We start from the raw sequence: 13,966 nt of genomic DNA, 5'->3' as shown, positions 1-13,966 counted from the left end.
GCGCGGCGCGGTTCTTCGGTATCCTCGCTTCTGCGACAGCCGGGGCGGGATGGGCGACGGGGGATTGGGGGGCGGCCTACAGCCACCCCTTGATGCTGGTTACCATGGCGTCGGTGGAAATGCCGTAGAGGTCGTGCAGCGTCGGCAGGGCGCCGGCCTTCAGGAATTCGTCGGGCAGGCCGATCTGGCGGAAGGCGCTGGGGACGACCCCGGCGCGCAGCAGCGTGCCGGCCACCGCCTCGCCCAGGCCGCCGATGACCGTGTGGTTCTCGGCGACCACGACCATGCGGCCGCTGCGCCCGGCCTCGGCCAGGATGGTCTCGGTGTCGAGCGGCTTGATGGTCGGAACGTGCAGCACGGCGACGCCGACCTTGTCGGCCTCCAGGGCCTTCGCCACCTCCAGCGCCCGCATCGTCATGATGCCGGAGGAGATGACCAGCACGTCGGCGCCGTCGCGCAGCCGCTTCGCCTTGCCGAGTTCGAAGGTGTAGTCGTACTCGTCGAGCACCAGCGGAACGTTGCCGCGCAACAGGCGCATGTAGACCGGCCCCTGGTGGGCGGCCATGGCGGGCACCGCCTGCTCGATCTCAAGGGCGTCGCAGGGGTCGATCACCACCATGTTCGGCATGGCGCGCATCAGGGCCAGATCCTCCGCCGCCTGATGGCTGGGGCCGTAGCCCGAGGTCAGGCCCGGCAGGGCGCAGGCGATCTTGACGTTGCGGTTCTCCTCCGCGATCGTCTGGTGCACGAAGTCGTAGGCCCGGCGCGAGGCGAAGACCGCGTAGGTGGTGGCGAAGGGCATGAAGCCCTCGTGCGCCAGCCCCGACGCGGCGCCCATCAGAAGCTGCTCGGCCATGCCCATCTGGTAGAAGCGGTCCGGGTTGGCCTGGGCGAAGATGTGCAGGTCGGTGTATTTCGCCAGATCGGCGGTGAGGCCGACGATCTCCGGACGGGCCTTCGCCAGTTCGACCAGCGCGTGGCCGAAGGGGGCGGGCTTGGTGCGCTGCCCTTCGCCCGCGATCGAGGCGATCATGGCGGAGGTCTTCAGGCGCGGCTTGGCGGCGGCAGAGGTGGTGGCGGCGGCGGTGCTCATGCGGTCCTCCCGGCGTCCAGCGCGTCGAGGGCGAGCTTCCACTCGTGCGCGTCCACGCGGATGAAGTGATTCTTTTCGCGGGCTTCGAGGAAGGGCACGCCCTTGCCCATCCTGGTGTCGCAGACGATCATGCGGGGCTTGGGCTCCGGATGGTCGCGGGCGGCGTCGAAGGCGGCGACCACGGCGTCCATGTCGTTGCCGTCCACCCGCTGGACGAACCAGCCGAAGGCCTCCAGCTTGTCGACCAGCGGCTCGAAGGCCATCACCTGGGTGGAGGGGCCGTCGGCCTGCTGGTTGTTGACGTCGACGATGCCGATCAGGTTGTCGAGCTTGTAATGGGCCGCCGACATGATGGCCTCCCAGACCGAGCCCTCGTCCAGCTCGCCGTCGGAGAAGAGCGTGTAGACGCGGTTGTCCGACGCCTTGCGCTTCAGGCCGAGAGCGATGCCGACCGCGATGCTGAGGCCGAGGCCGAGCGAGCCGCCCGACATCTCCATGCCCGGCGTGTAGGCGGCCATGCCCGACATCGGCAGGCGGCTGTCGTCGCTGCCGTAGGTCTCCAGCTCCTCGGCCGGGACGATGCCGGCCTCGATCAGGGCGGCGTAGAGCGCGATGGCGTAATGGCCGTTGGACAGCAAGAAGCGGTCGCGGCCTTCCCAATGCGGGTCCTCCGGCCGGTAGCGCATGGCGTGGAAGTAGGACACGGCCAGCACGTCGGCGATGTCGAGAGCCTGCCCGATGTAGCCCTGGCCCTGCACCTCGCCCATCAGCACGGCGTTGCGGCGGATGCGGTAGGCGCGTTCGGTCAGGGGAACGTTGTGGCCCAGTTGGGTGGTGTCCACGGGAGTCGTCTCCAGCGTTTCGGGATCAGTGGATGAGCATGCCGCCGTTGACGTCGAGCGTGGCGCCCGTGACGTAGGACGACAGCTCCGATGCCAGGAAGAGGCAGGAGCGCGCCACGTCCTCGGCATCGCCCAGGCGGTTCAGCGGAATGCCCTTCAGGATTTCGGCCCGCAGCTCGGGCGTCAGCTTGCCGCCGGTGATGTCGGTCTGGATCAGGCCGGGGGTGACGGAGTTGACGCGGACGTTGTCCGGCCCCAGCTCCCGCGCCATCGCCTTGGCGAGGCCGAGCACGCCGGCCTTCGCGGCGCTGTAGTGCGGGCCGCCGAAGATGCCGCCGCCGCGCTGCGCCGACACCGAGGAGATGCAGACGATGGAGCCGGACTTCTGCGCGCGCATGTGCGGAACGACCGCCTGGCTCATGTAGAGCGTGCCGCGCAGGCTGACGTCGGTCACCGCCTCGTAGTTCTTCGGCTCGATGTCCATGAGCTTCAGCGGCTGGGTGATGCCGGCGTTGTTGACCAGCACGTCGATGCGGCCGAACTCCTCGACCACGCGGGCGGCGGCGGTGACGCAGGCGGCCTTGTCGGTCACGTCGCAGGCGATGCCGCGGTGCGCCTCGCCCAGCTCGGCGGCGGCTTCGGCGGCCTGGCCGCCGTCGAGGTCCAGGATGATCGCCCGCCCGCCGTGCAGCGCGAACAGCCGCGCCGTGGCCCGGCCGATGCCGCGCCGGGACGCCGCTCCGGTGATCACGCACACCTTGTTGGACAGCAACATGCTCGCTCCCTTTGTTCGAAGCTGGCTCCGCCATGGCGGCCGTGGATGTGACTGCCGTGGGCGTGGCGGCCCTGGAAATGCCGCGGCGGAGCGTCGTTTTCGCTCGGTTTCGATGATTGTTCGGTGCGGTGGGCGGATGGTTCGCGCCCCCGATCGTTGCACCAATCCTATGATCTTGAGATGAATTCGACAAACGAATAAGATTGCCGAAGGCTGAAATGACTTCATCGATATGGTGCGATGCGGAAACGGATTTCCATCAAGGCTTTGCAAGCCTTTGAGGCGGCGGCGCGGCTCGGTTCCTTCGCAACGGCGGCGGAGGATCTCGGCCTGACGCCCTCGGCGATCAGCCATCAGGTGAAGATTCTGGAGGAGCAGCTCGGCCTCCGGCTGTTCCACCGGGTGCACCGGTCGGTCGCGCTGACCGACGAAGGCCGGGCCTACGCCGCGGAGATCATCGCCGCCTTCGCCCGGATCGACACGGCGACCCGCAACGTCACGACGACGGGCAGCGGCACGACGATCCTCACCGTGCGCTCGATGCCCAGCTTCGCCGCGCAATGGCTGATGCCGCGGCTGGGGCGTGTGAAGGAGATCCATCCCGGCATCGACATCCGCCTGCGGGCGTCGGTCTCACCCATCGACCTGACGACGGGGGCGGTCGATGTGGACATCCGCTACAACCCCGGCCCGCCGCCGGCCGGCTGCGTGCTGGAGCTGTTCCCGGACGACGTCATCGTGCCGATGTGCTCCCCGGCACTGGCGCACGGGCTGAACCCGATCCGCAAGCCGTCGGACATCAGCCGGCACATCCTGATCCATTCGGAAATCAACATCGTCGGCTGGCGCGACTGGGCGAACCGGCACCGCGGCGTCGAATTGGACATGGAGCGCGGCCTGCGCTTCGACCGCTCCTTCATGGCGATCAACGCGGCGGCGAACGGCATGGGCGTGTGCCTGGACAGCCTGCTGCTGGCCCGGCAGGAACTGCTGTCCGGCCGGCTCATCATCCCCTTCCCGACCCGCGGCCTGCGGGCGCAGGGGCATGGCTTCGTCACGCTGAAGTCGACCGCCAACCTTCCCAAGATCCGGCTGTTCCGCGAGTGGCTGTTCAGCGAACTGGAAGCGGGGCGTCAGTGGGAGGAAGAGTTCCTGTCCTCCCTGAACAAAAGCGACCGAGGACCGCTCTGACGGCCCCGTGATGGCGGTCATTCCCGTCTTTCTGCCGCCGATCGGCAGACGGGAGGGCGCGCAAGGCGGCGGCCCTTGTGCTCGGCGGGCGCTTACGATCCGCCGGCCTCGCTGTTCTTCTTCGCTTTTTCCTTCTTCGCCTGATCGTGATGCCACTTGATGGCGAAGAACATGCCCGTGCCCAACACGATGATCTTGAACGGGAAGAAGACCAAGGGGAACCAGTCATACATTTTGAACATCTCCAAGCTATGACACTGCCCATCGTCGGGGGAGCCTGACGGCAGTCGGGTCGCGCGCGGGTCGTTGTTTTCGGGCGGGGCCGTCAGCCGGATCGGCGTGGGGGCGGTCCAGACCACAGCCCCCGCAGCGGGCGCCCACGCCGGCCGGTGCCGGGAGAGGGACGAGGCGGCCATTCCTGTCCGGATGACATCGCGTGTTCCTTCGGGAGCAAACGGCAGGCAATGCCTGCATGCAATGCGCAATCGTATGCTCCACTGAGGCCGACATTGTCAATTTGAATGCATCCAATATGCCTTGGGAATTCATACAACCAAGGGAGTTAGGGCGGGTGCCCCGGCCGGAAGGTCGGCCGCTCGCCGCGCTGCCTCGCGCCGCAACCCGGCGGCCCTTCGGAGCGCGGGCGGCACCGGAGGGCGGTTCAATAGGGCAGCCGCTGACCGTCCCAAGCGAACAGGCCGCCGCTGTCCGTCGGCGTCACGCCACCGAGGACGCGGAGCAGATGCGCGGCGGCGACGTCGGGGCTGAACAGCCGGTCCGCAGCCACCCCGGCCTGGAACGGGTGCGACAAGGGGGTGTCGACGGTGCCCGGATGCAGCGCAACGCAAACGGCGTCCGGCCGTGAACGCGCCAGTTCGATGGCCATGGTCCGGACGATCTGGTTGAGCGCCGCCTTGGATGCGCGATAGCCGTACCAGCCGCCGAGCCGGTTGTCGGCGATGCTGCCGACCTTGGCGGAGAGGACCGCGAACACACACCGCCCGCGCCGTGGCATCCGTGGCAGGAAATGCTTGGCGACCAGCGCCGGGCCGGTGGCGTTGACCTGGAACAGCCGCGCCATGGCGGTGGGGTCCAGCGTGCGCCAGCTCTTCTCCGGCTGCACCGCGTCCTGGTGCAGCAGGCCGCTGGCGACGAAGACGAGATCGACCGTCCCCGCCATCGCCGCCGCCGCCGCGATGGATGGTTCGTCGGCGAGGTCGAGGAAGCCGCTGCGCAGCTTGTCCGCCGGCGCGATGGGGCGGCGCGACAGGGCCACGACCTCCGCCACTCCCGGATCGGCCAGCAACCGCTGCGTCACGGCGCCGCCGATGCCGCCGCTCGCCCCGATCACAGCCGCCCGGATCGGCGTGGTGAAACCCGCGATGCCGTTCATGACCCGCCCCTCCCGTGGTGAGGGACAACACCGCGCTCCGCCGATGGTTCACCGGCCTCGGGCGCTGGCGGTTCAACGCGCGCCGCGTTCCAAATCTTGCGTGCGAGCCCGCCCGGAAGGTCGGACGGCGCCTTTGCCGACGCTTCCGCGCACCGAAAATTCGCCCTCTCTGCAAAAAGAGGTTTGTTGGAGCACATATCTCAAGCTATCATATTCCAGTTGATGTAATCGCATATCGATCATTTACTGACTGGATCAAGGAGATCGCGGGTGGACGTGATCGCTGAACTGACGAGCCTGATCGGCGCCGACGCCGTCCTGACCGCCCCCGCCGATCTGGACGCCGTGACCGAGGATTGGCGCGGGCGCTACCGCGGCCCGGCGCTCTGCCTCGCGCGCCCCGCCAACGCCGAACAGGTGGCCGCCGTGGTGCGCTGCTGCGCCAGGCACGGCGTGCCGGTCCTGCCGCAGGGCGGCAACACCAGCCTGTGCGGCGGCGCCGTCCCGTCGGAGACCGGCCCCGCCCCGGTCATCCTGAGCCTGACCCGCATGCGCGCGGTCCGCGCCATCGACCCGGTGAACAACACGATGGAGGTCGAGGCCGGCTGCGTCCTCGCCACCGTGCAGGAGGCCGCCGCGGCCGCCGGGCGGCTCTACCCGGTCAGCCTGGGCGCCGAGGGCTCCTGCCAGATCGGCGGCACCATCGCCACCAACGCCGGCGGCACGTCGGTCCTGCGCTACGGCAACACGCGCGAGAACGTGCTGGGGCTGGAGGTCGTTCTGGCCGACGGCACCGTCTGGTCGGGCCTGTACGGCCTGCGCAAGAACAACACCGGCTACGACCTGAAGCATCTGTTCATCGGCTCGGAAGGCACGCTCGGCATCATCACGGCGGCGACGCTGAAGCTGCACCCGCTGCCGACACGCCACGCGGTGGCCTGGGTCGGGATGGACTCGCCGGAGGACGCGCTGACCCTGCTGACCCGCGTCCAGGCGCGCAGCGCGGCCCGGCTGTCCGCCTTCGAGATGATCAACCGCCTCCAGCTCGACCTTGTGGTCGGCCATGTCCCCGGCCGCCGCAGCCCGATCGAGAGCGAGGCCGACTGGCACGTCCTGATCGAGCTGTCGGACAACGGCTCCGGCGAGGCGCTCGACGCCGAGCTTCAGGCGATCCTGGAGGAGGCCTTCGCCGACGGCCTGCTCAGCGACGCCGCGCTGGCGTCCAGCGAGGCGCAGCGCCACGCCATGTGGGAAGTCCGCCACAGCGTGTCGGAGGCCAACAAGAAGGCCGGCGTCGGCCTGACCACCGACTGCGCGGTGCCGCTGTCGGCGGTGCCCGCCTTCATCGCGGCGGCGACCGCGGCGGTGCGCGCGCTGGTGCCCGACCTGCCGGTGATCGTCGTCGCCCATCTCGGCGACGGCAACGTCCATTTCATCCCCTTCTTCGGCTTCGACGCCTGGGAGGCCGCCGCATCGGGCGACCGCGACGCGCTCGCCGCGGCGCTGCGCCACGCCGTCAACGACGAAGCCGCCCAGCTCAAGGGCACCTTCAGCGCCGAACACGGGGTCGGCCGCGTCCAGCTCGCCGAGATGGCCCGCTACAAGCCGTCGGCCGAGCTGACGCTGATGCGCGCCGTCAAGCGGGCGCTCGACCCGCAGAACATCTTCAATCCCGGACGGCTCCTGCCGCCGGGCTGAGTCCCGCCTTCCTTCCCCGCCTTTCCGCCGTCCCGGCCCATCTTCGAGGAGTTCCGACATGAGCACACGTCAATCCGGCTGGTCCCGCCGCACCCTGCTGAAAGCCGGCGCCGCCGGCACCGCGGCGCTCGCCATGCCGGCGATCTGGAGCCCGGCCCGCGCGCAGAACAAGCGCATCGTCGTGCGCGACGACGGCGGCATCTACACCAAGGCCTATGGCGAGGTCTTCTACAAGCCCTTCACCGCGGCCACCGGCATCGAGGTCGTCGGCGTCCAGGCCAACGCCGAGCCGACCGCGCAGATCCGCTCGATGGTCGAGGCGAAGTCCTACACCTGGGACATGGCCAAGATCAGCGAGCCGGCCATCCTCATGCTGACCAGCGGCGACAAGCCGATGCTGGAGAAGCACGGGCTGGAGAACGATCCGGCGGTCGCCGCCATTCCCAAGCAGTACATGTCGGAATACGGCGTCGGCACCAACGTCTACACCACCGTGCTGGCCTACCGCACCGACGCCTTCAAGGGCCGCAAGGCGCCGGCCTCCTGGAAGGACTTCTACGACGTCGCGGGCGTCCCCGGCCGCCGCGCCCTGCGCAAGCATCCCTTCGACACCATCGAGCAGGCGCTGATGGCCGACGGCGTGCCCACCGGCGAGGTCTATCCCTGCGACTTCGACCGCGCCTTCAAGGCGCTGGACCGCATCAAGAAGGACATCCCGATCTTCTGGACCAGCGGCGCGCAGGTCGAGCAGATGCTCATCTCCGGCGAGGTCGATCTCGTCCCGACCTGGGTGTCGCGCCCGCAGGCGGCGATCGCCGCCGGCGCTCCGGTCGGCATCGTCTGGGACCAGAACATCTGGGGCCTCGACAACTGGGCCATCCTGGCCGGCACCCCGAACGCCGACGCCTGCCGCCAGTTCATCAAGTTCACCTGCGACCCGAAGCGTCAGGCGGAGCTGGTGAAGTACTTCCCGGCCGGCGTCACCATGCCCGACGCCTTCAAGCACATCGATCCGGCGATCGCCCCCAACTGCCCGACCTTCCCGGCGAACATCGAGAAGGGCGTCAAGATCAACGCGCAGTTCTGGCTGGACAACCAGCAGAAGGCGCTCGAGCGCTACAACGCCTGGCTGCTGAGCTGAGGCGACGGGACGTCACGTCCCCAGGGGCCCGTTCCTGAAGCACCGTTTCTGAAGACCCGCGACCGGTCTCCCATCCCTGCATGGCGGGGGCGGTCGCGGGGCTCCCGCATTTTTCCCAATTTCCCTTTCGACGCGAGGAGACCTGCCATGTCGTCGTCCAGCCTAACCGTCCAGGGCCTCGCCAAGCGCTACGGCGATTTCGTGGCGCTCGCCCCCACGGATCTCGTGGTCGCCGACGGTGAATTCCTGACCCTGCTCGGCCCGTCCGGCTCGGGCAAGACGACGCTGCTCAGTCTGCTCGCCGGGCTGGTTCCGCCCGACGAAGGAATCGTGCGCATCGGCGCGCAGGACGTGACCTACGCCCCGCCCTACGAGCGCGACATCGGCGTGGTGTTCCAGAACTACGCCCTGTTCCCGCACATGACGATCGCCGAGAACATCGCCTTCCCGCTGAAGATGCGGAAGATTCCGGAGGCCGAGGCGAAGAAGCGCGCGCGCGAGGCGCTGGAGATGGTCCACCTGCCGCACATCGCCGGACGCTACCCGCGCGAGCTGTCGGGCGGCCAGCAGCAGCGCGTCGCCCTGGCCCGCTGCATGGTCTACAAGCCGTCGATCATCCTGATGGACGAGCCGCTGGGCGCGCTCGACAAGAAGCTGCGCGAGCACATGCAGCTCGAGATCAAGCATCTCCACCGCGAGCTGGGAACGACGGTCGTCTACGTCACCCACGACCAGGAAGAGGCGATGACGATGTCCGATCGCATCTGCCTGATGAACGCCGGCCGCATCGAGCAGCTGGGCACGCCGGCCGACCTCTATTTCCGCCCGCGCACCCTGTTCGTCGCCGACTTCCTCGGCGAGTCCAACCTGCTGCCGGCCTCGCTGGGGCCGCGGCTGGGCGACGAGGCGGAGGTCCGGCTGGGCAGCACCGGCCTTCCGGGCCGCGCGCTCGCCAACGGCCAGGACCTGCCGCCGGGCTCCCCGGTGCGGGTGATGGTGCGGCCGCAGAACCTGACCATCGCCCGTCCTTCGGACGACGGCGCGCCGGGCGTGATGGGCCGGGTGTCCGACGTGATGGTCACCGGCAGCCTGACCAAGGTCTACATGCAGCCGCTCGACGACGCCCTGCCGCCGCTGGTCGCCGCCTTCGCCACCCGCAACGAGGCCGAGGCGATCCGCATCGACGACGTGATGGCGCTGTCCTGGGACAGCCGCGACGCCGTGGTGATCGCCGACCGCGGCCCGGCGGCCATGCCTGCAACCACGGCCAAGGCGGCCTGACATGAGCGACCAGATCATGACCATGTCCCACGCCGCTCCACGGCGCGGCGCCCCGCCGGCCTGGCGCAAGCCGGTGCTGATGGGCGCCCCCATCGTCCTGCTTCTCACCGTCTTCCTGGTCTTCCCGGTCGGCCAGCTCCTGGCGCTCAGCGTCTACAACGGGCAGGGCTTCACGCTGGCGCCCTACCAGCAGCTCTTCTCGTCCAGCCTCTACGTCACCGTGCTGTGGATCACGCTGAAGATCTCGCTGGCGACGACGCTGGTCGCGGTGGCCGGGGCCTACCCCATCGCCTATCTGATCTCCGTCACCAAGGGCCCGGCGAAGAGCCGCCTGATCTTCTGGGTGCTGCTGGCCTTCTGGACCAGCTTCCTGGTGCGCGCCTTCGCCTGGGTGATCATCCTCGGCCGCAACGGCGTCATCAACGGCACGCTGATGTCGCTCGGCATCATCGACCGGCCGATCGACCTGCTCTACGGCTTCGGCTCGGTTCTGGTCGGCATGGTGCACGCCATGCTGCCGCTGGCGGTGATGACCATGCTGGCGGTGATGGAGAACATCGACCGCACCCTGCCCCGCGCCGCCAGCACGCTCGGCGCGCGCCCCGGCACCGCCTTCTGGACCGTCTATTTCCCGCTGTCGCTGCCCGGCGTCGCCGCCGCGGCGATCATGGTCTTCGTGACGGCCATCGGCTTCTTCATCGTGCCGGCCCTGCTCGGCGGGCGGCGCGAGACGATGATCACCCAGCTCATCATCGACCAGATCCAGCAGACGCTGAACTGGGGCCTTGCCGGCGCCATCTCGGTTCTGCTGCTGACCGTGGTGCTGGCGGTGTTCGTCCTCTACGACCGCGTCTTCGGCTTCGCCACGCTGACCGGCGAGACCGCGGGGGCCGCGCACAACCGCGACACCGCCATGCGGCGGCTGGGCGGCCGGGTGCTCGGGATGCTGGGTGCGGCGAGCGACGCGCTCATCGGCCTCTTCCCGCGCCGCCGCCCGCGCGGCACCGGCGAGATGCCGTCCGCCGGCCTGCGGACGCTGGTCTGGACCATGCTGGTGCTGATCAGCCTGCCGGCCTTCCTGATGATCCCGCTGTCCTTCGGCGAGGCCGGCCTGGCCTGGCCGCCCACCGGCTTCTCGCTGCAATGGTACGAGCAGCTGTTCCAGTCGCCGCTGTGGATGCAGGCGCTGACCCGCTCGCTGGTGGTGGCCTTCGGCACCGGCCTGCTGTCGATGGCGATCGGCGTGCCGGCGGCCTTCCTGATGGTGCGCAGCCGCATGCGGGGCAAGGGCGCGATGCTGGCCTTCATCCTGTCGCCGGTGATCGTGCCGCGCATGATCATCGCCGTCGGCATGTTCTACCTGTTCGCCCAGATGGGGCTGGTCGGCACCATCCTGGGTCTGGTGATCGGCCACACGGTCGTCGCCGTCCCCTACGTGGTGATGACGATGACGGCGGTGCTGCGCAACTACGACACCCGGCTCGACCTCGCGGCACAGAGCCTGGGCGCCCGTCCGCTGGCCGCGCTGCGCCACGTCACCTTCCCGATCCTGGGCGCCGGCATGCTGTCGTCCTTCCTGTTCGCCTTCGCCACCTCCTTCGACGAGCTGACCATCTCGCTGTTCTCGTCGGGCGGTCTCAGCGCCACCCTGCCCAAGCAGTTCTGGGACGAGGTGACGCTGCAGGTCTCCCCCGTCATCGCGGCCGTGTCGACCGGTCTCCTCGTCTTCGTCGCGGTTCTGATCTACGCCGCGGACCGGCTGCGCCGGCGCAGCCTGGCCTCCTGACCATCGCCAGCGCCGACGCTTCCACCTCTTCGCACTTCCAAGGATACATCATGCTCGATGCCACCAAACTCCGCGGCATTCTGCCCGCCACCCCGACGCCGGTGACCGCCGACGGCACCATCGACGTCGCGGCGTCGAAGGCGCTGTTCTCCTGGCTGAACCGCCAGGGGATCGACGGGGTGGTTCCGCTGGGCGGCACCGGCGAGTACGGCGCGCTGGCGCGCGCCGAGCGCAACCGCTTCGCCGCGCTGACGGTCGAGGCGATGGCCGGCACGAAGCCGGTCATCGCCGGCGTCCTCGACACCGGCTACCACGACGCCCTGGCCGCGGGCCGCGACTTCGCGGCGGCCGGCGTGGACGGCCTGCTGGTCCTGACGCCCTACTACACCAACCCGACCCAGGCCGGCATCCGCGACTACTTCCTGCGCTACGCCGACGAGTCGCCGGTGCCGATCCTGATCTACGAGATCCCCTACCGCACCCGCATCGCCGTCGATCCGGAGGTCCTGCACGAGCTGTCGCGCCACGAGCGGATCGTCGGCATGAAGGCCTGCAACACCGACATGTACCATTTCCTGCGCACGATGGCCGGGCTGGACCCGTCCTTCGCCATACTGAGCGGCGAGGACACGCTGTTCCCGCTGCATGTGGCCGCCGGGGCCAAGGGCGGCATCGTGGTCACGGCCAACCTCCTGCCGCGCGCCTGGCGTCTGGTCTTCGACCTCGCCTCGTCCGGCAAGACCGCCGAGGCGCTGGAGGTGCACCGCACCCTCATCCCGATGATGAACCTCGCCTTCGCCGAGACCAATCCCGGCCCGATGAAGTCGGTGATGAACCTCATCGGCGTGAACGCCCCGGCCATGCTGCCGCCGCTGCGCGAGCCGCGGGCGGAGCTGCGCGAGGCGCTGAAAAGCGAACTGTCGCGCCTTCTGACCACCTACGAAGGGCTGCCGGCCGCCGCGGTGGCCTGACCGGTAGCAACGCTTGCGCGTGGCATCCGGCGCGCCGGATGCTATGCGTAGGCGAACCATGCCGAAGACGCGAGGACGAGCACCGATGAAGGCCGGAAAGACCACCAGGACGGGCGGCATGGCGGGCGAAACGGCGGGCGGCGACGGCCAACCGGCCGGCCCGGCGCCGGCCGTGAAGCCGAAGGCCGATCCGCGCGAGTCCTCGCTGTTCGTCGGTTCGACCGAGAAGACCTTCCAGATCCTGCACGCCTTCGACGGCCCGCACCGGCAGATGCCCCTGTCCGAGATCGCCAAGGCGGCGGGGCTGGACCGCAGCGCCGCCCAGCGGCTGGTCTACACGCTGGAGACACTGGGCTATCTGCGGCGCGTCCACGGCACGCGCAACTACGCGCTCAGCCCGAAGATGCTGCAGTTCTCCTACAATTACCTGCGGGCGAACGAGCTGATCGAGAAGGCGTCGCCCTACCTGCTGGAGATCAGCCGGAGCGTCGGCGAGACCGCCAACCTCCAGGAGCTGGACGGCCACGAGATCGTCTTCGTCGCCCGCTTCCCCGGCCGCCATCTGGTGAACATCGACATCATGGTCGGCAGCCGGCTGCCCGCCTATTTCACCGCGTCGGGCACCGCCATCCTGTCGCGCCTGTCGGAGGAGGAGCGGGAGGACATCCTGGCCCGCACCGACCTCCGCCCGCTCACCCCCTTCACCGTGAACGACCCCGGCCGGCTGCGCGCCCGCGTGCAGGAGGCGGCGGAAAAAGGCTACGCCGTGGTGACCAACGAGACGGTGATGGGCGATATCTCGGTCGCCGCCGCCATCACCGACGAGCATGGGCACGCGGTCGCCGGCCTGAACATCTCCGTCCCCACCACCCGCTGGACGCCGGAGTCGGCCGAGCAGGAACTCGCCCGGCATGTGCTGGTGGCGGCGACCTCGATCTCCGTCAACAAGTTCGCCGGCTACCCGCGCTGACGGCGTCAGGACGGAAGCGTCGGCACGGCGGCGATCAGCCGGCGCGTGTAGGGATGCTCCGGCGCGGCGAACAGGCGCCCGCTCGGGCCTTCCTCGACGATGGCGCCGGCGGCCATCACCACGACCCGGTCGGCGATCGCCTCGACCACGGCGAGGTCGTGGCTGATGAACAGGTAGGTCAGCCCGTGCCGCTCCTTCAGCGCCGCCAGGAGGCGCAGCACCTGCGCCTGCACCGAGACATCCAGGGCGGACACCGCCTCGTCGAGAACGATGATCCTCGCCCCGGCGGCGAGCGCCCGCGCGATGGCGACGCGCTGCGCCTGCCCGCCCGACAGCTCGTGCGGGTAGCGGTCCAGGATGGCCGGATCGAGATCGACCGACCGCATCAGCTCGGCCAGCCGGGCCTCCCGCTCCGCGGCCGGCACCCCGGCCAGGACGCGCAGCGGCGTCGACAGGGTGCGCCGGATCGTCTTGCGCGGGTTGAGCGAGGACAGCGGGTCCTGGAAGACATACTGCACCGTCCGGCCCAGCGCCCGCGGCCCTTCGGCGGCCAACCTCGCGAGGGGGCGCCCGTCGAGCAGGACGGTCCCGCCGGTCGGAGGGCTCAGCCCGACGAGGCAGCGGGCGAGCGTCGACTTGCCGCTGCCCGACTCCCCGACGATCCCCAGCGTCTCCCCCGCCGCAACCCGCAGCGACACCGCCTTTAAGGCGTCGACCGCCGGGCGCGACCGCCCGAACAACGATTGGCCCAACGGGGACCGGCGCGCGGCGTAGGTCTTGACCAGACCGCGGACCTCGACCGCCCAGCCCGCCGCGGATGAGGGC

The 13,966-nt window shown here is 69.5% G+C and carries 12 protein-coding genes and 1 pseudogene; 7 read left to right on the top strand and 6 right to left on the bottom strand.

Annotated features, from left to right (window positions below; translation table 11 throughout):
* Positions 1-76 precede the first annotated feature (76 nt).
* The 3 genes from ABVN73_RS13750 to ABVN73_RS13740 are packed head-to-tail and all read right to left on the bottom strand — an operon-like array spanning position 77 to position 2,710.
* Positions 77-1,093: a transketolase family protein gene (locus tag ABVN73_RS13750; RefSeq protein WP_353860227.1), complete on the bottom strand. Its 1,017-nt coding sequence runs from the start codon at positions 1,091-1,093 to the stop codon at positions 77-79.
* The gene (locus ABVN73_RS13745; protein WP_109071187.1) at positions 1,090-1,935 is read right to left on the bottom strand and encodes a transketolase; all 846 of its coding nucleotides are present in this window, start codon (positions 1,933-1,935) and stop codon (positions 1,090-1,092) included. The genes ABVN73_RS13750 and ABVN73_RS13745 overlap by 4 nt, the downstream gene beginning before the upstream one ends.
* 25 nt (positions 1,936-1,960) lie before the next feature.
* On the bottom strand, positions 1,961-2,710 hold the full coding sequence (locus tag ABVN73_RS13740) for an SDR family oxidoreductase (protein ID WP_353860226.1): 750 nt from the start codon (positions 2,708-2,710) through the stop codon (positions 1,961-1,963).
* Between the two features lie 240 nt (positions 2,711-2,950).
* On the opposite strand from ABVN73_RS13740, the gene ABVN73_RS13735 reads away from it, so the two are divergent.
* Positions 2,951-3,901 (top strand): LysR substrate-binding domain-containing protein, encoded by a 951-nt coding sequence (locus tag ABVN73_RS13735; protein WP_353860225.1) that lies wholly within the window; start codon positions 2,951-2,953, stop codon positions 3,899-3,901.
* Between the two features lie 92 nt (positions 3,902-3,993).
* Here the strand turns inward: ABVN73_RS13735 and ABVN73_RS13730 are convergent, their stop codons facing one another.
* Complete coding sequence (locus ABVN73_RS13730; protein ID WP_353860834.1) at positions 3,994-4,317, bottom strand: hypothetical protein; 324 nt, start codon at positions 4,315-4,317, stop codon at positions 3,994-3,996.
* Positions 4,318-4,562: 245 nt separating this feature from the next.
* Positions 4,563-5,294 carry an SDR family NAD(P)-dependent oxidoreductase gene (locus tag ABVN73_RS13725; RefSeq protein WP_353860224.1) on the bottom strand — a complete coding sequence of 244 codons (732 nt, stop codon included), beginning with the start codon at positions 5,292-5,294 and terminating at the stop codon, positions 4,563-4,565.
* Between the two features lie 270 nt (positions 5,295-5,564).
* Here ABVN73_RS13725 and ABVN73_RS13720 point away from each other — a divergent pair, with 270 nt between their 5' ends.
* The 6 genes from ABVN73_RS13720 (at position 5,565) to ABVN73_RS13695 (ending at position 13,141) form a co-directional block, all read left to right on the top strand.
* Positions 5,565-6,992 carry an FAD-binding oxidoreductase gene (locus ABVN73_RS13720; RefSeq protein WP_353860223.1) on the top strand — a complete coding sequence of 476 codons (1,428 nt, stop codon included), beginning with the start codon at positions 5,565-5,567 and terminating at the stop codon, positions 6,990-6,992.
* A 58-nt stretch (positions 6,993-7,050) separates the two neighbouring features.
* On the top strand, positions 7,051-8,133 hold the full coding sequence (locus tag ABVN73_RS13715; protein ID WP_353860222.1) for an ABC transporter substrate-binding protein: 1,083 nt from the start codon (positions 7,051-7,053) through the stop codon (positions 8,131-8,133).
* Positions 8,134-8,280: 147 nt separating this feature from the next.
* Complete coding sequence (locus tag ABVN73_RS13710; protein ID WP_353860221.1) at positions 8,281-9,414, top strand: ABC transporter ATP-binding protein; 1,134 nt, start codon at positions 8,281-8,283, stop codon at positions 9,412-9,414.
* A gap of 22 nt (positions 9,415-9,436) precedes the next feature.
* The gene (locus ABVN73_RS13705; RefSeq protein ID WP_353860806.1) at positions 9,437-11,200 is read left to right on the top strand and encodes an ABC transporter permease subunit; all 1,764 of its coding nucleotides are present in this window, start codon (positions 9,437-9,439) and stop codon (positions 11,198-11,200) included.
* A gap of 50 nt (positions 11,201-11,250) precedes the next feature.
* The gene (dapA, locus tag ABVN73_RS13700; protein ID WP_353860220.1) at positions 11,251-12,171 is read left to right on the top strand and encodes a 4-hydroxy-tetrahydrodipicolinate synthase; all 921 of its coding nucleotides are present in this window, start codon (positions 11,251-11,253) and stop codon (positions 12,169-12,171) included.
* A gap of 85 nt (positions 12,172-12,256) precedes the next feature.
* Positions 12,257-13,141 carry an IclR family transcriptional regulator C-terminal domain-containing protein gene (locus ABVN73_RS13695; protein WP_353860219.1) on the top strand — a complete coding sequence of 295 codons (885 nt, stop codon included), beginning with the start codon at positions 12,257-12,259 and terminating at the stop codon, positions 13,139-13,141.
* Between the two features lie 5 nt (positions 13,142-13,146).
* Here ABVN73_RS13695 and ABVN73_RS13690 read toward each other — a convergent pair.
* A pseudogene (locus ABVN73_RS13690) lies at positions 13,147-13,875 on the bottom strand (ATP-binding cassette domain-containing protein); the annotation flags it as partial.
* Between the last annotated feature and the right edge of the window lie 91 nt (positions 13,876-13,966).

Source organism: Azospirillum formosense, from assembly GCF_040500525.1.
Lineage (GTDB): Bacteria > Pseudomonadota > Alphaproteobacteria > Azospirillales > Azospirillaceae > Azospirillum > Azospirillum formosense_A.
The sequence above is the reverse complement of the archived record's forward strand: the minus strand, read 5'-3'. Positions and strand labels throughout refer to the sequence as shown.